This is a genomic window from Streptomyces sp. P17, from assembly GCF_032436805.1.
Classification (GTDB): Bacteria; Actinomycetota; Actinomycetes; order Streptomycetales; family Streptomycetaceae; genus Streptomyces.
Map to the genome: position 1 here is coordinate 247,502 of NZ_JAVRBF010000001.1, position 20,777 is coordinate 268,278.

The 20,777-nt window shown below is 70.6% G+C and carries 15 protein-coding genes and 1 pseudogene; 14 read left to right on the forward strand and 2 right to left on the reverse strand.

Annotated elements, in window-relative coordinates; translation table 11 throughout:
- Positions 1-140 precede the first annotated feature (140 nt).
- Complete coding sequence (locus RMT89_RS01175) at positions 141-569, forward strand: Rieske (2Fe-2S) protein (RefSeq protein WP_315881988.1); 429 nt, start codon at positions 141-143, stop codon at positions 567-569.
- A gap of 33 nt (positions 570-602) precedes the next feature.
- On the opposite strand, the gene RMT89_RS01180 is transcribed toward RMT89_RS01175, so the two are convergent.
- Positions 603-1,592: a hypothetical protein gene (locus RMT89_RS01180; protein WP_315881989.1), complete on the reverse strand. Its 990-nt coding sequence runs from the start codon at positions 1,590-1,592 to the stop codon at positions 603-605.
- Between the two features lie 291 nt (positions 1,593-1,883).
- Between RMT89_RS01180 and RMT89_RS01185 the strand changes: the two are divergent.
- From RMT89_RS01185 to pgi, 13 genes and pseudogenes are all read left to right on the forward strand, one after another.
- Positions 1,884-2,229: pseudogene (locus RMT89_RS01185) on the forward strand (DNA-binding response regulator); the annotation flags it as partial.
- A 60-nt stretch (positions 2,230-2,289) separates the two neighbouring features.
- Positions 2,290-4,344 (forward strand): excinuclease ABC subunit UvrC, encoded by a 2,055-nt coding sequence (gene uvrC, locus RMT89_RS01190; protein WP_315881990.1) that lies wholly within the window; start codon positions 2,290-2,292, stop codon positions 4,342-4,344.
- The gene (gene rapZ / locus RMT89_RS01195) at positions 4,341-5,345 is read left to right on the forward strand and encodes an RNase adapter RapZ (protein ID WP_315881991.1); all 1,005 of its coding nucleotides are present in this window, start codon (positions 4,341-4,343) and stop codon (positions 5,343-5,345) included. Before uvrC ends, rapZ begins: the two co-directional genes overlap by 4 nt.
- Complete coding sequence (gene yvcK, locus RMT89_RS01200) at positions 5,342-6,409, forward strand: uridine diphosphate-N-acetylglucosamine-binding protein YvcK (protein WP_315881992.1); 1,068 nt, start codon at positions 5,342-5,344, stop codon at positions 6,407-6,409. Before rapZ ends, yvcK begins: the two co-directional genes overlap by 4 nt.
- The gene (whiA, locus tag RMT89_RS01205) at positions 6,400-7,389 is read left to right on the forward strand and encodes a DNA-binding protein WhiA (RefSeq protein WP_315881993.1); all 990 of its coding nucleotides are present in this window, start codon (positions 6,400-6,402) and stop codon (positions 7,387-7,389) included. The genes yvcK and whiA overlap by 10 nt, the downstream gene beginning before the upstream one ends.
- Positions 7,390-7,535: 146 nt before the next feature.
- Complete coding sequence (locus RMT89_RS01210) at positions 7,536-10,490, forward strand: M14 family zinc carboxypeptidase (protein ID WP_315881994.1); 2,955 nt, start codon at positions 7,536-7,538, stop codon at positions 10,488-10,490.
- 216 nt (positions 10,491-10,706) lie between these two features.
- Entirely contained in the window at positions 10,707-11,714 is a 1,008-nt protein-coding gene (gene gap / locus RMT89_RS01215; RefSeq protein WP_315881995.1) for a type I glyceraldehyde-3-phosphate dehydrogenase, read from the forward strand.
- Positions 11,715-11,848: 134 nt separating this feature from the next.
- Positions 11,849-13,060: a phosphoglycerate kinase gene (locus tag RMT89_RS01220; RefSeq protein ID WP_315881996.1), complete on the forward strand. Its 1,212-nt coding sequence runs from the start codon at positions 11,849-11,851 to the stop codon at positions 13,058-13,060.
- Positions 13,061-13,066: 6 nt separating this feature from the next.
- Positions 13,067-13,843 carry a triose-phosphate isomerase gene (tpiA, locus tag RMT89_RS01225; RefSeq protein ID WP_315881997.1) on the forward strand — a complete coding sequence of 259 codons (777 nt, stop codon included), beginning with the start codon at positions 13,067-13,069 and terminating at the stop codon, positions 13,841-13,843.
- Between the two features lie 114 nt (positions 13,844-13,957).
- A complete protein-coding gene (gene secG, locus RMT89_RS01230; protein ID WP_015661252.1) occupies positions 13,958-14,188 on the forward strand; it encodes a preprotein translocase subunit SecG in 231 nt (76 codons plus the stop codon).
- Positions 14,189-14,387: 199 nt separating this feature from the next.
- Positions 14,388-14,723, forward strand: coding sequence for an RNA polymerase-binding protein RbpA (locus tag RMT89_RS01235; protein WP_003957010.1), 336 nt, complete (start codon positions 14,388-14,390; stop codon positions 14,721-14,723).
- 147 nt (positions 14,724-14,870) lie between these two features.
- Complete coding sequence (locus RMT89_RS01240; RefSeq protein ID WP_315881998.1) at positions 14,871-16,139, forward strand: MFS transporter; 1,269 nt, start codon at positions 14,871-14,873, stop codon at positions 16,137-16,139.
- Between the two features lie 52 nt (positions 16,140-16,191).
- Positions 16,192-17,844: a glucose-6-phosphate isomerase gene (pgi, locus tag RMT89_RS01245; RefSeq protein ID WP_315881999.1), complete on the forward strand. Its 1,653-nt coding sequence runs from the start codon at positions 16,192-16,194 to the stop codon at positions 17,842-17,844.
- A 276-nt stretch (positions 17,845-18,120) separates the two neighbouring features.
- Here pgi and RMT89_RS01250 read toward each other — a convergent pair whose 3' ends face one another.
- Entirely contained in the window at positions 18,121-20,403 is a 2,283-nt protein-coding gene (locus RMT89_RS01250) for an FtsX-like permease family protein (protein ID WP_315882000.1), read from the reverse strand.
- Positions 20,404-20,777: the final 374 nt, after the last annotated feature.

Sequence of the window (20,777 nt, forward strand, 5' to 3'; positions counted from 1 at the left end):
CGTAAACGCTTGCGCAATCGTTTACGTCAACGTTTACGTCAACGTTTACGCAAGCGTTGACGTCTCCCGCCCCGGCTCCGGTCCCGCCCGCCCCGGCAGGTATCGTCGCCCTGCCTGCCCTCTGACCAGTGGAGACCCGCATGTCCGGCCGCCCGTCCCCGACCCGTCGTACCGTCCTGCGCGGAGCGGCCCTCACCCCCGTCGCCGGGCTCGGCCTCGCCGCCTGCTCACCGGGCGGGGAGACGACGGACGCCGAGCCGAGCGCGCCGGTCGACCTCGGCGCGGAGAGCGAGGTCACCAAGGGGAGCGTGAAGCTGTACCGGGATCACAACGTGGTCGTCAGCCGGGACGCGAACGGCACCCTGAAGGCGTACAGCACGATCTGCACGCACGCGTTGTGCCCCATCAACAAGCTGGAGGGGACGAAGCTCGTCTGCCCCTGCCACGGCAGCGAGTTCGACGCCACGAGCGGCGAGGTGCTGCACGAACCGGCCACCGTGCCTCTGAAGGAACTGCCGGTGCAGGCCAAGGACGGCCGGATCGTGGCGGGACCGGCCGCCACCGCCTGAGCTGCTGCCGGGCGGCGACTCGGCCGAGGCCGCTCACCCCCAGTCCCACCCGATGCCCACGATCCCCGTCCGCAGCCGCGGCTCGACGAGATGGACGGAGTGGTGCCGCCCGCTGAGCGGGAGTTCCTGACGGCCGCTGCGCGGGGCCGCCGCGGAGTGCTGGACGAACCGGTGGCAGCGCACCGGCAGATGGAGCTCGTCGAAGCGGACCTGGAGCGCGTACTGGCCGCCCGCGAGGCCGAACCCGCGCGCGTACTCGCGGGACACACCGGCTGTGCCGTCCTCGACGCCATACCGGAAGAGGAAGGTGTCGCCGGAGCGCAGGCGGGTGTCGAACAGCAGCTCGGCCACGAGGACGCCGGTGTCGTGGTCGTGCCGGACGCGGCCCGTACGGCAGTTCTCCAGGGCCTGCACGCGCATGAGGTCGGGCGTGCAGCCGGGGTCGCCGTGGTACACCGCCACGAAGCGGTCGACGCCGTCCCTGTGGGCGCGCACGATGTGATGCGACTCGCGGCCCGTCAGTTCCCGGCGCACGCCGATCCGCACCCGCTCGTGCAGCCCGAGGGTGTGCAGCCCGCCGTCCACCGGGGCGTCCAGTTCGGCCAGCAGCCGCTCCAGGACGCCGTCGGCCTCGACGAGGGAGCGGTAGGAGCGGGCCGCCGGCCGCCCCGCCGCCGGTTCCTCGCCCTCGGCGAGCAGCCGGATCAGCGATTCCTCCGGCAGCTGGAGGATCTCCTCCCGGGCCCGTACCGCGCGCAGCGACTCGGGGCGCTGTGGTCTGCGGGCGCCCTGCTGCCAGTAACTCAGGCTGGTGACGCCGACCTTGACCCCGTAGCGCGACAGATGGTGCTGCACACGCTGGAGCGGCAGCCCGCGCGCGGCGATGGCGGCACGCAGGGCGACGTGGAAGGGGCCGCGGCTGAGCACCGCGTCCAGTTCCGCGTTCGGCGCCGCGGCCCTGTCCACGTCAGGCTCCGCGGTGGCGACGGCGGCGACGGCCGCGTGCTGAGAGGCGTGCGGCATGCGGGGGCCTTTCTGTGCAGCGTTCACGACGGCTGGTCGGACCGTTCGCGCGGGCGGCAGGGGCCGGGACCGAGTTCCCCGAATTGAAGCGTGTTGACCAAGCCCCGACAACACCTGATGCCCAACCGTCGCGCAGACGTGGCCGGTCCTGGATGCGTGCCATCAGACCGGTGCGGACGGACCACGGTCGCCGAGCGCCTCCCTGGTGGCCCGCGCGGACAGTGCCGCGATCAGCTCCTGGAAGCCTCCCGCGCGTGGGTCGAGACAGCAGCACCGCAGGCACCCGGTTTCGGCCGACAGGCGTGCTACCTCCTCAAGAGCCGGGTCACGCTCGTCGACGAGCTCATCGAGGCGCTCGACCGGATCGGGCGGGGCGGCTCGGTCGTCGACCCCTTCTTGGTGCGGGAGCTGTTCTCCGCCCGGCGCCGCGACGACCCGCTGGCGCCGCTCAGCGCCCGGGAGCGCGAGGTGCCCGGCCGTGGTCCGCTCGAACGCGGGCATCGGCCGCCGCCCGTGGGTGACCGAGGGCACCGTCGAGAAACACCTCCGCAGCATCCTCGCCAAGCTCCGTCTGCCCGAGGACGCGGACGACCACCGGCGGGTGCTCGCCGTGCTCACGTTCCTGGAGCCGCGGTAGCCCGCCGGCGTTGTCCACAGCCTCGCCGCGCTGTCACCCCTCGCCAGTAGGGTGTGAAACATGGCCGACCCCTCCAGCTACCGCCCCAGGCCGGGACAGATCCCGGACTCCCCCGGGGTCTACAGGTTCCGCGACGAGCACCGCCGGGTGATCTACGTCGGAAAGGCGAAGAGCCTGCGCCAGCGCCTGGCGAACTACTTCCAGGACCTCGCGGGCCTGCACCCCCGCACCCGCACCATGGTCACCACAGCGGCGTCCGTGGAGTGGACCGTGGTGTCCACGGAGGTGGAGGCGCTCCAGCTGGAGTACTCCTGGATCAAGGAGTACGACCCTCGGTTCAACGTCAAGTACCGCGACGACAAGAGCTACCCGTACCTCGCGGTGACCATGAACGAGCAGTTCCCGCGCGTACAGGTGATGCGCGGTCACAAGAAGAAGGGCGTGCGCTACTTCGGGCCGTACGGGCACGCCTGGGCCATCCGCGACACCGTCGACCTCCTGCTGCGCGTCTTCCCCGTGCGCACCTGCTCGGCCGGAGTCTTCAAGAACGCCGCCCGTACTGACCGCCCCTGTCTGCTCGGCTACATCGGCAAGTGCTCAGCGCCCTGCGTCGGCCGGGTCTCGCCCGAGGAGCACCGCGAACTCGCCGAGGAGTTCTGCGACTTCATGGCCGGCCGCACGGGCACGTACCTGCGCCGTCTGGAGAAGCAGATGATGCAGGCGGCCGACGAGATGGAGTACGAGCGGGCCGCCCGGCTGCGCGACGACATCGAGGCCCTGAAGAAGGCCATGGAGAAGAACGCCGTCGTGCTCGCCGACGCGACCGACGCCGACCTGATCGCCGTCGCCGAGGACGAGCTGGAGGCGGCCGTGCAGATCTTCCACGTCCGCGGCGGACGCGTGCGCGGCCAGCGCGGCTGGGTCACCGACAAGGTCGAGGAGATCACCACCGGCGCCCTCGTCGAGCACGCCCTCCAGCAGCTGTACGGCGAGGAGACCGGGGACTCCGTACCCAAGGAGGTCCTCGTCCCGGCCCTGCCCGACCCGGTGGAGCCCGTCCAGGAGTGGCTCACCACGCGCCGCGGGTCGAACGTCTCCCTGCGCATCCCGCAGCGCGGCGACAAGAAGGCGCTGATGGAGACCGTCCAGCGCAATGCCCTGCAGGCCCTCGCCCTGCACAAGACCAAGCGCGCCTCCGATCTGACCACACGCTCGCGTGCCCTGGAGGAGATCGCCGACGCCCTCGACCTGGACAGCGCCCCGCTCCGGATCGAGTGCTACGACATCTCCCATCTCCAGGGCGACGACGTCGTGGCCTCCATGGTCGTCTTCGAGGACGGCCTCCAGCGCAAGGGCGAGTACCGCCGCTTCCAGATCAGGGGCTTCGCCGGCCAGGACGACGTGCGGTCCATGCACGAGGTGATCTCCCGCCGCTTCAAGCGGTACATCGCCGAGAAGGAGAAGACCGGCGAGTGGGTCGACGAGGACTCCCAGGACCTCTCCGAGAACGGCCTCAAGGACGACGACGGCCGCCCCAAGAAGTTCGCCTACCCGCCCCAGCTCGTCGTCGTCGACGGCGGGCAGCCCCAGGTCGCCGCCGCGAAGAGGGCCCTGGACGAGCTCGGCATCGACGACATCGCCGTGTGCGGCCTCGCCAAGCGCCTGGAGGAGGTCTGGCTGCCCGGTGAGGACGACCCGGTGGTCCTGCCCCGCACCAGCGAGGGCCTGTATCTGCTCCAGCGGGTCCGTGACGAGGCCCACCGGTTCGCGATCACCTACCAGCGCACCAAGCGCGCCAAGCGCTTCCGGTCCAGCCCGCTGGACGACGTACCGGGCCTCGGCGAGACCCGCAAGCAGGCGCTGATCAAGCACTTCGGTTCGGTGAAGAAGCTCCGATCGGCGACAATCGACCAGATCTGTGAGGTCCCGGGCATAGGCCGTAAAACGGCCGAGACCATTGCCGCGGCCTTCGCCCAGGCGGCCCCGGCCGCGCCCGCCGTGAACACGGCGACTGGAGAGATCATGGAAGACAGGGAAGACGGGGCGCCCGAGGGTGCCCCCGGGGAGCCCGTGACCGCGGGCACCCCGGACGAACGACGGGGGCAGGAGACATGACCGAGCAGGAAAAGCAGCCCACAGCCGAGCGAGATCAGGCCCACCAGGACATGGGCGATGATCACACTCAGCGGAAGTCACCCGAGGAAGACGGAGCACAGGTGAGTACGGCCGGCGACAACGCCGCGGTCCCCGAGATCGCCATCCCCGAGCTGGTGATCATCTCCGGTATGTCCGGAGCCGGCCGCTCGACCGCCGCGAAGTGTCTGGAGGACCTCGGCTGGTTCGTCGTCGACAACCTGCCGCCCGCGCTGATCCCCACCATGGTGGAGCTCGGCGCCCGCTCCCAGGGCAATGTCGCCCGGATCGCGGTCGTCGTCGACGTCCGCGGCCGCCGCTTCTTCGACAACCTCCGCGAGTCGCTCGCCGACCTCGACACCCGGGGCGTCACCCGGCGGATCGTCTTCCTGGAGTCCTCCGACGAGGCCCTGGTGCGCCGCTTCGAATCGGTGCGCCGTCCGCACCCGCTCCAGGGCGACGGCCGGATCGTCGACGGCATCGCCGCCGAGCGCGAGCTGCTGCGCGAGCTGCGCGGCGACGCCGACCTGGTGATCGACACCTCCAGCCTGAACGTGCACGAGCTGCGCGCCAAGATGGACGCCCGGTTCGCGGGCGAGGAGGAGCCCGAGCTGAGGGCCACCGTGATGTCCTTCGGCTTCAAGTACGGCCTGCCCGTCGACGCCGACCTGGTCGTCGACATGCGGTTCCTGCCGAACCCTCACTGGGTCCCGGAGCTGCGGCCGTACACCGGTCTGAACGAAGAGGTGTCGGCGTACGTCTTCAACCAGCCCGGCGCCAAGGAGTTCCTCGACCGGTACACCGAGCTGCTCCAGCTGATTGCCGCAGGCTACCGTCGTGAGGGCAAGCGCTATGTGACCATCGCGGTCGGCTGCACCGGCGGCAAGCACCGCTCGGTGGCCACCTCGGAGAAGCTCGCCGCACGGCTCGCCGCGCAGGGTGTGGAGACGGTGGTCGTACACCGGGACATGGGACGCGAATGACAGGACGTACTCCGCGGCTGATCAGGGTCGGACGGGTGGTTCCGGAAGGACGGATCGGCCGGCCCGTCGAGGCCCGTGGCGCGAGGCCGCGCCGCCGGGGCACCCAGCCCAAGGTTGTCGCCCTCGGCGGCGGCATGGGCCTGTCCGCCTCGCTCGCCGCGCTGCGGCGGATCACCGGTGACCTCACCGCCGTCGTCACCGTCGCCGACGACGGCGGCTCCAGCGGGCGTCTGCGCGACGAACTGGGCGTGCTGCCGCCCGGCGATCTGCGCAAGGCGCTGGCCGCGCTGTGCGGCGACGACGACTGGGGGCAGACCTGGTCGCGGGTGATCCAGCACCGCTTCACCTCCCAGGGCGACCTGCACGACCACGCGGTCGGCAATCTGCTGATCGTCGCCCTGTGGGAGCAGCTCGGCGACCATGTCCAGGCCCTGGACCTGGTCGGCAAGCTGCTCGGCGCGCACGGGCGCGTGCTGCCCATGTCCGCCGTGCCCCTGGAGCTGCAGGCCCTGGTCAAGGGGCACGACCCGGAGCGGCCCGAGGACGTCGACACCGTGCGCGGACAGGCCACCGTCGCCCTCACCCCGGGCGAGGTGCAGTCCGTGCACCTGGTGCCGCACGACCCGCCCGCGGTCCCCGAGGCCGTGGCGGCCGTCCTGGACGCGGACTGGGTGGTGCTGGGCCCCGGCTCCTGGTTCTCCTCGGTCATCCCGCATCTGCTCGTGCCCCAGCTGCTGGACGCGCTCACCGAGACCAAGGCCCGCCGGGTGCTCTCGCTGAACCTCGCTCCGCAGCCCGGAGAAACCGAAGGCTTCTCCCCGCAGCGTCATTTGGAGGTTTTGGGACGACACGCCCCTAAACTCGCCCTGGACGTGGTGCTGGCCGACGAGGCTGCCGTGCCCGACCGCGAGGTGCTGACCGAGGCCGCCAAGCGGCTCGGGGCCGCGGTCGAGCTGGCTCCGGTCGCCCGGAGGGACGGATCTCCACGGCACGACCCGGAGCTGCTGGCCGCCGCGTACGACCGTATTTTTCGGATGCATGGAAGGATCGGCCCATGGCGATGACGGCAGCGGTGAAGGACGAGGTCTCCCGGCTCCCCGTCACCCGGACCTGCTGCAGGAAGGCGGAGGTCTCCGCCATTCTGCGGTTCGCCGGCGGCCTCCATCTGGTCAGCGGGCGCATCGTGATCGAGGCGGAGCTGGACACCGCGATGGCGGCCCGCCGGCTCAAGCGGGACATCCTGGAGATCTTCGGCCACAGCTCCGAACTGATCGTGATGGCGCCCGGCGGACTGCGCCGGGGCTCGCGGTACGTCGTGCGCGTGGTCGCCGGCGGTGACCAGCTGGCCCGGCAGACCGGCCTGGTCGACGGGCGTGGCCGCCCGATCCGCGGTCTGCCCCCGCAGGTCGTCTCCGGCGCCACCTGTGACGCCGAGGCCGCCTGGCGCGGTGCCTTCCTGGCACATGGCTCGCTCACCGAGCCCGGCCGCTCCTCCTCCCTGGAGGTGACCTGCCCGGGGCCCGAGGCCGCGCTCGCGCTCGTCGGCGCGGCCCGCCGGCTGTCGATCGCGGCGAAGGCCCGCGAGGTGCGCGGCGTGGACCGGGTCGTCGTCCGCGACGGCGACGCGATCGGCGCCCTGCTCACCCGCCTCGGCGCCCATGAGTCGGTGCTGGCCTGGGAGGAGCGGCGGATGCGCCGCGAGGTCCGCGCCACGGCGAACCGTCTCGCCAACTTCGACGACGCGAACCTCCGCCGCTCCGCGCGCGCGGCCGTCGCCGCCGGTGCCCGCGTCCAGCGCGCCCTGGAGATCCTCGGCGAGGAGGTCCCCGAGCACCTCGCGGCCGCCGGCCGGCTGCGCATGGAGCACAAGCAGGCCTCGTTGGAGGAACTCGGCGCGCTCGCCGACCCGCCGCTGACCAAGGACGCCGTCGCCGGCCGTATCCGCCGGCTGCTCGCGATGGCAGACAAGCGCGCCCAGGACCTCGGCATCCCGGGCACGGAGTCCAGCATCACCGAGGAGATGGCCGACAACCTCGTCGGCTGACGCCTGTTCACCACGCCGGTGGCCACGCCCAGTTGGGCGAAGGCCACCGGCGTTTTCGTGTCCTTGAGGCACCCTTGACTCGATCATGAAGTGTCATGAGCCTGGCATCTGTTCGCTGACGTGGCGAACCCACGCTAGGGGGGTTCATGAGACACAGAGCGAGATCGATCCTCGCTGTCGGCGCGCTCCTGATCGGCGGAGCGAGCATCGCACCCATCGCCCAGGCACAGAACGGCAGGTCGGACACTTCCGAAGCCGACGAGGTCAAGGTCTTCCGCGCCGAGGTCACCAAGAAGCAGATCCCGCTGCTGCTGGCCGCCGGACAGGACGGCCAGGAACTCAGTGAGCGGGCGCCCGAGAAGGGCACCGCCACGATCGAGGTCTACCTCACCGACAAGCAGGCCGACAACCTCGAGAAGCAGGGCGTCGAGCTCAAAGAGCACACTCTGTCCGCCAAGGCCGAGCAGCGCGCCGAGGCGGCCGCCGAGGGCGTCTTCCGGCCCTACAGCGGCAGCGGCGGCCTGAAGGAGGAGATCCTCCGCGCGAGCCAGGAGAACCCCGGCCTCACCAAGGTCGTCTCCATCGGCAAGACGGTGAACGGCCAGGACATCCTGGCGCTGAAGCTCACCAAGAACGCCAAGAAGTCCCAGGACGGCGCCAAGCCCTCCGTGCTGTACATGTCCAACCAGCACGCGCGCGAGTGGATCACCCCGGAGATGACGCGCCGGCTGATGCGCCACTACCTGGACAACTACCAGACGGACAAGCGGATCAAGAAGATCGTCGACACCACCGAACTGTGGTTCGTGCTCTCGGCCAACCCCGACGGCTACGACTACACCTTCCAGGACACGGGCGACCGCCTGTGGCGCAAGAACATGCGGGACGTCAACGGCGACGGCGCCATCAGCACCGGCGACGGCGTCGACCTCAACCGCAACTTCGCCTACAAGTGGGGCTACGACGACGAGGGTTCGTCCCCCAACCCCACCAGCCAGACCTACCGCGGTGACGCCCCGGGCTCCGAGCCGGAGACCAAGGCGCTGGACGCCTTCCAGAAGCGCATCGGCTTCGAACTCGGCATCAACTACCACTCGGCCGCCGAGCTCATCCTCTACGGCGTCGGCTGGCAGGTGGCCACCAACACCCCGGACGACGTCCTCTACAAGGCGCTCGCCGGCACCCCCGACAACCCCGCCGTCCCGGGCTACCACCCCCAGGTCTCCTCGGAGCTGTACACCACCAACGGCGAGGCGGACGGACACGCCTCCAACGTCAACGGCCTGGCGATGTTCACCCCCGAGATGTCGACCTGCCAGACCGCCTCGAACGTCGACCCGAACGACGCCTGGCTCCCCGGCGACTGCCAGTCCATCTTCAACTTCCCGGACGACGAGAAGCTGATCCAGCAGGAGGTCGCCAAGAACATCCCGTTCGCGCTCTCCGTCGCCGAGTCCGCCGCCCGCCCGGACCAGCCGTCCTCCTCGCTCGGCCTGAAGGCCGCCGACTTCACCCCGGCGCCGTTCACCACGTCGTACTCCCGCGGCGCCGACCAGGAGGTCTCCGTCGTCGCCCGGAAGTCCGTGCGCGACAAGGAGCTCAAGTACCGCGTCAACGGCGGCCGTACGCACGACGTGGCGCTCCGGCCATGGAAGGGCGGCGAGACCTACGGCGGTGAGGACAACCTCTACTTCGACGAGTACCGCGCCAAGGTCGCCGACGGCGACGTCGGTGACAAGGTCGAGGTGTGGTTCACCGGCAAGACCCGCAGCGGAAAGCCCGTCTCCAGCGAGCACTTCACCTACACCGTGGCCGAACGCCCGCGCGCGGACACGCTCGTCGTAGCCGAGGAGGGCGCTGCCGCCACCCAGGCGCAGACCTACGTCGACGCGCTCAAGGCCAACGGATACAAGGCCGTCGTCTGGGACGTGGCCACCCAGGGCGCGCCCGACGCGCTCGGCGTGCTGGGCCACTTCGACACCGTCGTCCACTACACGGGCGCCGGCCTCCCGGGCAACGCCACCCAGCTCCAGCTGCGCGCCTTCCTCAACGAGGGAGGCAAGCTGATCGAGGCCGGCGAGCAGGCCGGGGGCAATGTCGACCTCGGCGGCGGCACCCTGTCCAACGACTTCAGCCAGTACTACCTGGGCGCCTACAGCCGTACCTCGCTGCCCGGCGCCACCTCCTTCGAGGGAGCCGGTGACCTCGCGGGCGCCAAGGGCGCACTGGCCGGAGCGCCGGGCAACCCGCTGAACGCGGCCGGTTCCTACAGCGTCACCTCCGAGACCCTGCCCGTGGACAGGTTCCCGCAGTTCGCCAGCGCCGGAGCGGGCCGCTACCCCGGCACCGTCAACCCGTACGGCCCGTACGAGGGCAGCTCCATGGCGGCCGTCACGCACAGCGACTACGCCTGGAACCGCCTCACCCGCACCATCGACCTCACCTCGGTGACCGCCGCGCAGGCACCGACGCTGCGGACCCGGATGCTGTGGAGCACCGAGCCGGGCTACGACCACGCCGTGCTGGAGGCGCGTACGGCAGACGGCGACGACTGGACGACGCTGCCGGAGAAGGGCGGCGCCACCAGCACCGCGGTGCCCGAGGAGTGCTCGGCCGGGTACTTCATCCAGGCCCACCCGGCGCTCAAGCGGTATCTGACACTCGCCGGCGGCGCCTGCACCCCGACCGGCACCAGCGGCTCCTGGAACAGCTTCACCGGGGCGTCGGCGGGCTGGCAGGAGGTCTCCTTCGACCTGTCCGCCTATGCGGGCAAGACCGTCGAGGTCTCGCTCGGCTACATCACCGACCCCGGTTCCGGCGGCCGGGGCGTCCTCGTCGACAACGCCTCCGTGGTGATCGGCGGCAGCGCCGTCGAGACGGAGGGCTTCGAGACGTCGCTGGGCGCCTGGAACGTGCCCGGCCCGCCCGCGGGCAGCCCCGCGGTGGTCAAGGACTGGTCGCGCGTGGGTCAGCTCTTCCAGACGTACGGCGCGGTCACCACGGACGACACCGTGCTGCTGGGCTTCGGCCTGGAGCACGTCGTCGCCCCGGCCGACCGTGCGGCCCTGATCGGCAAGGCGCTCACCGCTCTGGACGGGTGAGACCGGACCTACTCCCTGTGATCATCGGATGACAGGACGATGAAGTCCGGGGGCGGTCCGTACCCCTACTGGCGGGTACGGACCGCCTGCCCGTGTATGGGGCATCTCGATGTCACCTCGGGGGCCTCAGGGAGGTAGGGTCGTAGGCGGTCGGGGACATCCCAAATACAGCTCGCCGGCACCGCATGGCCGGCGTACCAACGAGGAGATCGGTTCGTGACGATCCGCGTAGGCATCAACGGCTTCGGTCGTATCGGTCGCAACTACTTCCGCGCGCTCCTGGAGCAGGGTGCTGACATCGAGATCGTGGCTGTCAACGACCTGGGTGACACCGCGACCACCGCTCACCTGCTGAAGTACGACACGATTCTGGGCCGCCTCAAGCAGGAGGTCACCCACACCGCCGACACGATCACGGTCGACGGCCACACCATCAAGGTCCTGTCCGAGCGCAACCCCGCCGACATCCCGTGGGGTCAGCTGGGCGTCGACATCGTCATCGAGTCGACCGGCATCTTCACGAAGAAGGCCGACGCCGAAAAGCACATCGCCGGCGGCGCCAAGAAGGTCCTCATCTCGGCTCCGGCCAAGGACGAGGACATCACCATCGTGATGGGCGTCAACCAGGACAAGTACGACCCGGCGAACCACCACGTCATCTCCAACGCCTCCTGCACCACGAACTGTGTGGCGCCCATGGCGAAGGTCCTGGACGAGAACTTCGGCATCGTCCGCGGTCTGATGACCACGGTGCACGCGTACACCAACGACCAGCGCATCCTTGACTTCCCGCACAAGGACCTGCGGCGCGCGCGTGCCGCCGCCGAGAACATCATCCCGACCACCACCGGTGCCGCCAAGGCCACCGCCCTGGTGCTCCCGCAGCTCAAGGGCAAGCTGGACGGCATGGCCATGCGGGTACCGGTCCCCACCGGCTCGGTCACCGACCTGGTCGTGGAACTCAGCCGCGAGGTCACCAAGGACGAGGTCAACGCGGTCTTCAAGAAGGCCGCCGAGGGCCAGCTCCAGGGCATCCTGGAGTACACGGAGGACGAGATCGTCTCCTCCGACATCGTCAACGCCCCGGCGTCCTGCACGTTCGACTCCTCCCTGACCATGGTCCAGGAGGGCAACAGCGTGAAGGTCATCGGCTGGTACGACAACGAGTGGGGCTACTCCAACCGCCTCGTCGACCTCACGGTCTTCGTCGGCAACCAGCTCTGATCTCCGGAGCAGGCACTTCGATGTGACAGCAGGGCTCGGGCGGCGCAGGGACGCGCCGTCCGGGCCCTGTCTCACGTACAGACCGGCCCTCTTAGGATCACGAGCATCACGAACACTTCTCGGGAGCCCTCTCAATGAAGACGATCGACGAACTCCTCGCCGAAGGCGTCACCGGCAAGCGGGTTTTCGTCCGCGCCGACCTCAACGTGCCGCTGGACGGCACCACGATCACCGACGACGGCCGGATCCGCGCCGTCCTGCCCACCGTCAAGGCCCTCGCCGAGGCGGGCGCCCGCGTGATCGTGGCCTCTCACCTGGGCCGCCCCAAGGGTGCCCCGGACCCCGCATTCTCGCTCGGCCCGGCCGCCGCCCGGCTCGGTGAACTCCTCGGCGCCGACGTGGCCTTCGCGACCGACACGGTCGGCGAGTCCGCCACGGCCACGGTCGCGGGCCTCGCCGACGGCCGGGTCGCCGTCATCGAGAACCTGCGCTTCAACGCCGGCGAGACCGCCAAGGACGACGCCGAGCGCGCCGCCTTCGCCGCCCGGCTCGCCGCCCTCGCGGACGTCTACGTCGCAGACGGCTTCGGCGCGGTGCACCGCAAGCACGCCTCCGTGTACGACCTCCCGGGCAAGCTGCCGCACTACGCCGGCTACCTCATCGCCACCGAGGTCGGCGTCCTGAAGAAGCTCACCGAGGACGTGAAGCGCCCCTACGTGGTCGCGCTCGGCGGAGCCAAGGTCTCCGACAAGCTCGCCGTCATCGACCGGCTGCTCGGCAAGGCCGACCGCATCCTCATCGGCGGCGGCATGGCCTACACCTTCCTCAAGGCCAAGGGCCACGAGGTCGGCATCTCCCTCCTCCAGGAGGACCAGATCCCGGCCGTCACCGAGTACATGGAGCGCGCCGAGAAGAACGGCGTCGAGATCGTCCTCCCGGTCGACGTCCTGGTCGCCACCGAGTTCCCGGACCTGAAGACCAAGGCCCCGGCCAACCCCAGGACCGTCGCCGCGGACGCCATCCCCGCCGACCAGGAGGGCCTGGACATCGGTCCGGAGACCCGCAAGCTGTACGCCTCGAAGCTCGCCGACGCGGCCACCGTCTTCTGGAACGGCCCCATGGGCGTCTTCGAGCACCCCGACTACGCCGAGGGCACCAAGGCGGTCGCCCAGGCACTCCTCGACTCCCCGGCCTTCACGGTCGTCGGCGGCGGTGACTCCGCCGCGGCCGTGCGCATCCTGGGCTTCGACGAGAACGCATTCGGCCACATCTCGACCGGCGGCGGCGCCTCCCTCGAATACCTTGAGGGCAAGACGCTCCCCGGCCTCGCCGCACTGGAGGACTGACCCTCAATGACCACCCGTAAGCCGCTGATGGCGGGCAACTGGAAGATGAACCTCAACCACCTTGAGGCCATCGCCCACGTCCAGAAGCTCGCCTTCGCCCTGGCCGACAAGGACTACGAGGCCGTCGAGGTCGCCGTCCTGCCGCCCTTCACCGACCTGCGCTCCGTACAGACCCTGGTCGACGGCGACAAGCTGAAGATCAAGTACGGTGCCCAGGACCTCTCCGCGCAGGACTCCGGCGCCTACACCGGCGAGATCTCCGGTGCGATGCTGGCCAAGCTGAAGTGCACATACGTGGCCATCGGCCACTCCGAGCGCCGCCAGTACCACAACGAGACCGACGAGATCGTCAACGCCAAGGTCAAGGCCGCCTACAAACACGGTCTGACCCCGATCCTGTGCGTCGGCGAGGAACTGGACGTCCGCGAGGCGGGCAACCACGTCAGCCACACCCTCGCCCAGGTCGAGGGCGGTCTGAAGGACCTCCCGGCCGAGCAGGCCGAGGCCGTCGTGATCGCCTACGAGCCCGTCTGGGCCATCGGCACCGGCAAGGTCTGCGGCGCCGAGGACGCCCAGGAGGTCTGTGCCGCCATCCGCGCCAAGATCGCCGAGCTGTACACCCAGGAGCTGGCCGACAAGGTCCGCATCCAGTACGGCGGCTCGGTCAAGGCGGGCAACGTCGCCGAGATCATGGCGCAGGCCGACATCGACGGCGCGCTGGTGGGCGGCGCCTCGCTGGACGCCGACGAGTTCGTCAAGATCGTGCGCTTCCGCGACCAGTGACTCGACCAGTGAGTATGCGGTAGCGGCGATCCGTCGTACCCTTGCGGGGGCACAGCCCGGTGGCTGTGCCCCTGTCGTCCATCCAGATCCGAGGAAGTTGGTCCAGCCGTGGTTATGGGGTTCTCGATCGCCCTGATCGTGTTCAGCGGTCTGCTGATGCTGCTGGTGCTGATGCACAAGGGCAAGGGCGGCGGCCTCTCCGACATGTTCGGTGGCGGCATGCAGTCGTCCGTCGGCGGCTCCTCGGTCGCCGAGCGCAACCTCGACCGGATCACTGTCGTGGTCGGTCTGCTGTGGTTCGCGTGCATTGTCGTGCTTGGCCTTCTGATGAAGGTGAACAACTGACCGGCACGCACAATCCGTACGTAAGGCCCCATGTTCGGTACGCGCAGCTGAGCGCGGCCTATCATGGGGCTTGCGTCTAGATGTGGGGCCTGTAACTCCAATCACTGGACGCGCGTTGGGCCTTACGTAGACTGAGGCGCTCGCAACGAAGCGAAACGCCGACTCGCTTCGCGGCACCATCACGCAGGGAGTTACGACCGTGGCAAGTGGCAACGCGATCCGAGGAAGCCGGGTCGGGGCGGGGCCGATGGGCGAGGCCGAGCGCGGCGAGTCCGCGCCGCGGCTGCGCATCTCCTTCTGGTGCTCCAACGGGCACGAGACCCAGCCCAGCTTCGCCAGCGACGCGCAGGTTCCCGACACCTGGGACTGCCCGCGCTGCGGCTTCCCCGCCGGGCAGGACCGGGACAACCCGCCGGACCCGCCGCGCACCGAGCCCTACAAGACCCACCTCGCCTACGTACGGGAACGGCGCAGCGACGCGGACGGCGAGGCGATCCTCGCCGAAGCGCTCGCCAAACTGCGGGGCGAGATCTAGAAGTTGAGGACCGGCCAGGCACCGAGCAGTGCCTGGCCGTAGCTGTTTCGCGGCCTGCCGGCCCCCGCGCCCCGGCCGATTGTCAGTGGTGCCCTCTACGGTTTGTGCATCGATCTTTGTGCATCGGGCGAATCGTGAGGGGGACACGTGGTGACGGTCGAGTCGGGGGATCCGAGCGCACCGGCGTGGCGCGGGGGTTTCGGGCGGTTGTGGAGCGCCGCCGTGCTCTCCAGCTTCGGCGACGCCCTGCGTACGGCCGCGCTGCCGCTGCTCGCCGCGACGCTGACGGACCGGCCGCTGCTCATCGCCGCGGTGACCGCCTGCGGCTATCTGCCCTGGCTTGTCTTCGGGCTGCTGGGCGGCGCCGTCGCCGACCGGGTGGACCAGCGGCGCGCGATGTGGACGGTGGACGCGGTACGGGGGCTGCTGGTCGCCTGTTTCGCGGTGGCCGTCGCTCTGGGGCACGCCTCGATCCCCTTGCTGATCGCCCTGGCCTTCGCCCTGACCACCCTCCAGACCCTCTTCGACAACGCGTCGACGGCCCTGCTGCCGGCCCTGGTCGGCCGCGCCGAACTGGGCAGCGCCAACGCCCGTCTGATGACCGGGCAGAGAGTCGCGGGCGGCCTGCTGGGCGCGCCGGCCGTGCCGCTGCTGATCGCGGCCGGGGCGGCGGCACCCTTCCTCGCCGACGCGGTCACCTTCCTGGTGGCGGCGGCGCTGGTCGCCTCGCTGCGGACCGCGCCGCCGGAGCGCACTCCCGGACCGGCGGGCAGCACCCTGCGCGGGGAGATCGCCCAAGGTCTGCGCGCCTTGTGGCGGGACCGGTCCCTGCGCGGACTGTGCGCCGCCACCGCCCTGTGCAACATCGGCATGGGCGCCCTGATCGCCACACTGGTGCTGCTGGTGACGGGCTGGCTGGACGCGGGCACCACCGGATACGCGGTGGCGATGACGGCGTACACGGCCGGCAGTCTGACCGGCGGGCTGATGGGCGGAAGGCTCGTCGCACGGGTGGGGCGGGTGCGGGCGGTACTGGTCGCCGGGGTCGTGCAGATCGGCGCGCTCGTCGTGATGGGCTCGGTGCGGAGCATGGCCGCACTGGCCCTCGCCCTGGCCGTGTTCGGGTTCATGGGCATGGTGTGGAACGTCAACACCACGACCCTGATGCAGCAGCGCAGTCCGGCCGACATGCTGGGCCGGGTCAGCTCGGCCTTCCGGACCCTCGGCGTCGCCGGGGCGCCGCTGGGCGCGCTGCTCGGCGGAGCCGTCGCCACCGCCTGGGGACTCAACAGCCCGGCCCTGCTCGCGGCCGCGTTCTTCGTCCTGTCCGTCATCGCGCTGATACCTGTACTCAAGGTGGACGTACTTGTTGTTGCCCCGCACGACGACAGCACGACAGCTCATGTCACCCGCTGATCAACTAGGTTGGAACAGCGGGGACAGGTACGAAAGAAGGCTGAAGTCCGAGATGAACCAAGACGGCCGTACCAGGCTCAACCAGACTCCCGAGTGGACCGCACTGGCCAAGCACCGCGAGGAGCTCGGCGGGGTCGGACTGCGCGAGCTGTTCGCCGCCGACCCCGGCCGCGGCACCGGCTACACGCTCCAGGTCGGCGACCTGTACGTCGACTACTCCAAGCACCTCGTCACCGACGAGACGCTGCGCCTGCTGCGTGAGCTGGCCGCCGCCACCGAGGTGTTCGGGCTGCGCGACGCCATGTTCCGCGGCGAGCGGATCAACATCACCGAGGACCGGGCGGTCCTGCACACCGCGCTGCGCGCCCCGCGCGAGGCGGTCATCGAGGTCGACGGGGAGAACGTCGTGCCGGGGGTGCACGCCGTCCTCGACAGGATGAGCGACTTCGCCGACCGGGTCCGCTCCGGCGCGTGGACCGGCCACACCGGCAGGCGCATCAAGAACGTCGTCAACGTCGGCATCGGCGGCTCCGACCTGGGTCCCGCCATGGCCTACGAGGTGCTGCGCGCATTCACCGACCGCGAGCTGACGGTCCGTTTCGTGTCGAACGTCGACGGCGCCGATCTGCACGAGGCCATCCGCGACCTGGACGCGGCGGAGACGCTGTTCATCATCGCCTCCAAGACCTTCACCACCATCGAGACGATCACCAACGCCACCTCGGCGCGAAACTGGCTGCTGGGAGAGCTGAACGCCGGTCAGGAAGCCGTCGCCCAGCATTTTGTGGCGCTGTCGACGAACACCGAGAAGGTGGCGGAGTTCGGCATCGACACGGCCAACATGTTCGAGTTCTGGGACTGGGTCGGCGGCCGCTACTCCTATGACTCGGCGATCGGCCTCTCCCTGGTGATCGCCATCGGCCCGGACCGTTTCCGCGAGATGCTCGACGGCTTCCGGCTCGTCGACGAGCACTTCAAGAGCGCCCCCGCCGAGTCCAATGTGCCGCTGCTGCTGGGCCTGCTGGGCATCTGGTACGGCAACTTCCACGACGCCCAGTCGCATGCCGTGCTGCCCTACAGCCACTACCTGTCCAAGTTCACCGCATACCTCCAGCAACTCGACATGGAGTCCAACGGCAAGTCGGTGGACCGCGACGGACACCCGGTGGACTGGCAGACCGGGCCCGTGGTGTGGGGCACGCCGGGGACCAACGGGCAGCACGCCTACTACCAGCTCATCCATCAGGGCACCAAGCTGATCCCGGCGGACTTCATCGGCTTCGCCGAGCCGGTCGCCGAGCTGAGCGAGGAACTCAAGGCGCAGCATGACCTGTTGATGGCGAACTTCTTCGCCCAGACGCAGGCGCTGGCCTTCGGCAAGACGCCGGAGGAGGTGCGCGTGGAGGGCGTGCCGGAGGAGCTGGTCGCCCACAAGACCTTCAAGGGCAACCACCCGACGACCACGATCCTCGCCCGTGAGCTGACCCCGTCGGTGCTCGGCCAGCTGATCGCCCTCTACGAGCACAAGGTGTTCGTCCAGGGCGCCGTCTGGAACATCGACTCCTTCGACCAGTGGGGCGTGGAGCTCGGCAAGGTCCTCGCCAAGCGCGTCGAGCCCGCCCTCACCGAAGGCGCCGAGGTCCCCGGTCTCGACACGTCCTCCAAGGCGCTGGTCGCCAAGTACCGGGAGCTGCGCGGACGGTGACACGGGAAGCGGGCGGCGGACAGTCGCCCGCTTCGACCAGACCCCCTCGTGGATACCGGCCTCGCTCGATTCGTCCGTCGAGGCCCTCAAGCGCGTCAGGATCATCGCCGGGGCGGTCGCCGCGGTGGGCGTCCACACCGCCGTCGAGGGTGGCATCGCCTTCGACGAGATCCTGGGGGTGACGGCTGCGGATTCGTCTGCGGGTTCGTGGGGGCTGGTCGCGCCCGCGTGGCGGAGCCGCATATCGATACAGCCCCGCGCCCCTGTCGGGGCGCTTCAGGCCACGGCGCTCAATGTGTCCGTCAACCGACGCCGGCCGGCCCTGGCCGCCGGAAGCGCGGCAAGCGCGGCCGACCCCACTACAGCCGCCGTGCCGAACGCCAGCAGGAGAGCTGCCGACGGGCCGTCCGCTATTCCGGAGCCGATGCCGCTCGATCTGCCCTGGGCGTCGATCAGCCACCGCCCGAGCGGCGCCCCCAGGGCCGTGCCCGCCACGACCGCGGCCAGCGTCATGCACGCCGTCGCCGTGACCGTGATGCCCGTGATCTGGCGGGGTGACAGGCCGATCGCCTTCAGGGCCAGCAGATCGCGTTCGCCCTCGCGGACCATGCCGCCGATGGCCGTGAGTAGCTCGATCAACCCGATCAGGGCCAGCACGGCGATCAATCCGACCACGACTCCGCGCAGCGGCGAGAGGCCGTCGGCGGGGTTGGGCACGGCGTGCACATTCACCTGGCCCTGACCGGCCGAGGTCAGCCGGTTCGCGACCTCGGAGGCGTCCGCGCCCGCGCGCAACTGGAGTTCGTAGCGGCTGGGAGCCAGGGCGGGGTCGTTGTCCCGCAGGGTGTCCAGGGACGTGGAGATCACCCGGCCCGCGTTGTCCGGTTCGATGCTGCGGCCGACGATGTGCAGGATCTGCGGCTGGTCGCCCACCGTCATCCGGACCCAGTCGCCGACCCGTATGTCCAGCAGATTCAGCAGGCCCTGCCCGGCGACCGCCTCGTCACGGCCGCGCGCGGGGCGGCCCTCGGCGAGGGCGTAGGGGTAGGGGTCCTCCCGGGTGCCCAGGCCGCGCAGCGCGATGGTGGAGGTCTGGCCCGGGACCAGCGCCGCGACCTCGACGCCCGGGTAGACCGCGGCGACCTGTGGGTCGTGTTCCAGGAGCGCGCGGGCGTCCCGGGCGCCGATGCCGGAGTCCGTGTGGACGGTGAGGGCGGTGGGCAGGCCGATCTGCTCGGGCCTGCTCTGGAAGCGGTCGATAGTGCTCCAGGCGCTGAGCGCCACGACGATCAGCAGTAGCGGCAGCGCGAGCCGGGCGACGGTGGCCAGCGTGCGCGGACGACGGGCGAACGCCGTGTGCCAGCCCAGCACCAGCGCGGGGGACAGCCGTATGCCCAGCATCCGCCGGACCGGGCCCGACAGTCCGCCGCCCGCCGAGGCCGCCGGCCGGGGCACCGGTACCGGGGGCACACGGCCGGCCCGCCAGGCCGCGAGGCCGGTGGTCCCGGCGATGAACAGGACCGCGCAGGCCGGGACCGCGAACAGGGCCACCGCGTGCCCGGGCAGACCCTGCCACACGCCGACCGCGTCACCGAGGCGGCCGGGGAGGCGGTTGCCCAGGACCTGGGTGAGCGCGGCCGCGGAGACGGCGCCGAGCACGGCGTAGGCGAGGTGCTGGAGCAGGTAGACGCGGACGACCTGGCCCGGGGTGAAGCCGATCGCCTTCAGGATCGAGATGTCGCGGAGGTGGCCGCGGATCCGGGTGCCGATCGCGCCGTGCACGGCGAGGCCGGCGGCGATGAGGGCGCCCAGGCCGAACAGGCCCAGCACTTGTCCGATCAGCCGGTTGTCGCCCTGTTCCTCGGCGCGCGCCTGCTGCCAGGTGGTGACCTCGCCGACCGCGCCGGCGCCCAGCACGGTGACGGCGCGCTGGACGGCGTAGTCGGTGTCCTCGGGGTCGGTCAGGCGCAGGCCGGTGACCTGGCCGCTCGGGTCGCGCACGGCGGAGGGCAGGGCCCAGACGAGTCCGGGCCGTTCGCCGGGCTGGTAGCGGGGCTCCGCGCTGTCGGCGATGCCGAGGACGGTGAGGGTGCGTGCGGTGCCGGGAAGGGTGAGGGTGTCGCCGGGGGTGGCGAGGAGGGTGCGGGCGAGGCGGGATTCCAGGACGACGCCCTCGGGGGTGGCCGGGTCCAGCCAGTGTCCCGCGGTGAGCAGCGGGCGGCCGACGGAGGGCTGCTCCGGGGTGCCGCGCAGCTCGACCGAGGCGCGGGCGCCGCGGGAGGCGAGGGTGGCGGAGGCGGTGGGGTAGGGGCCGGCGACGGAGGCGACGCCGTCGAGCGCGTTCAGTCGGCCCGCGTCGGCGGACGGGCCCGTGTGCAGCCATACGTGGGCGCCGCGGGACTGGGAGAAGACGCGCTGCCAGGGGTTGGTGGCGTAGCCGAAGAGGGCGGTGGCCAGCAGCAGGGAGACGACGACGCCCGCGGTGGCGAGGACGAGGAACAGCGCCTCGCCGCGGTGCGCGCGCAGATCGGAGTGCGCCCAGCGCAGGGTGGCTCGCATACGGCTCAGTCCCCCCGGGGATCGTCGTTGGGCCGCAGGGCAGTCCGTGAGCTCCAGCACACCGCAGTGGCACGTATCCGGCTCAGGTCCCGGGGATCGTCGTTGGGCCGCAGGGCAGTCCGTGAGCTCCAGCACACCGCAGTGGCACGTATCCGGCTCAGGTCCCGGGGATCGTCGTTGGGCCGCAGGGCAGTCCGTGAGCTCCAGCACACCGCAGTGGCACGCATCCGGCTCAGGTCCCGGGGATCGTCGTTGGGCCGCAGGGCAGTCCGTGAGCTCCAGCACACCGCAGTGGCACGTATCCGGCTCAGGTCCCGGGGATCGTCGTTGGGCCGCAGGGCAGTCCGTGAGCTCCAGCACACCGCAGTGGCACG

Coding starts and splice junctions, on each gene's coding strand:
- RMT89_RS01175 (WP_315881988.1), top strand. CDS start 141: ATGTCCGGCCGCCCGTCCCCGACCCGTCGTACCGTCCTGCGCGGAGCG.
- RMT89_RS01180 (WP_315881989.1), bottom strand. CDS start 1,592: ATGCCGCACGCCTCTCAGCACGCGGCCGTCGCCGCCGTCGCCACCGCG.
- uvrC (WP_315881990.1), top strand. CDS start 2,290: ATGGCCGACCCCTCCAGCTACCGCCCCAGGCCGGGACAGATCCCGGAC.
- rapZ (WP_315881991.1), top strand. CDS start 4,341: ATGACCGAGCAGGAAAAGCAGCCCACAGCCGAGCGAGATCAGGCCCAC.
- yvcK (WP_315881992.1), top strand. CDS start 5,342: ATGACAGGACGTACTCCGCGGCTGATCAGGGTCGGACGGGTGGTTCCG.
- whiA (WP_315881993.1), top strand. CDS start 6,400: ATGGCGATGACGGCAGCGGTGAAGGACGAGGTCTCCCGGCTCCCCGTC.
- RMT89_RS01210 (WP_315881994.1), top strand. CDS start 7,536: ATGAGACACAGAGCGAGATCGATCCTCGCTGTCGGCGCGCTCCTGATC.
- RMT89_RS01220 (WP_315881996.1), top strand. CDS start 11,849: ATGAAGACGATCGACGAACTCCTCGCCGAAGGCGTCACCGGCAAGCGG.
- tpiA (WP_315881997.1), top strand. CDS start 13,067: ATGACCACCCGTAAGCCGCTGATGGCGGGCAACTGGAAGATGAACCTC.
- secG (WP_015661252.1), top strand. CDS start 13,958: ATGGGGTTCTCGATCGCCCTGATCGTGTTCAGCGGTCTGCTGATGCTG.
- pgi (WP_315881999.1), top strand. CDS start 16,192: ATGAACCAAGACGGCCGTACCAGGCTCAACCAGACTCCCGAGTGGACC.
- RMT89_RS01250 (WP_315882000.1), bottom strand. CDS start 20,403: ATGCGAGCCACCCTGCGCTGGGCGCACTCCGATCTGCGCGCGCACCGC.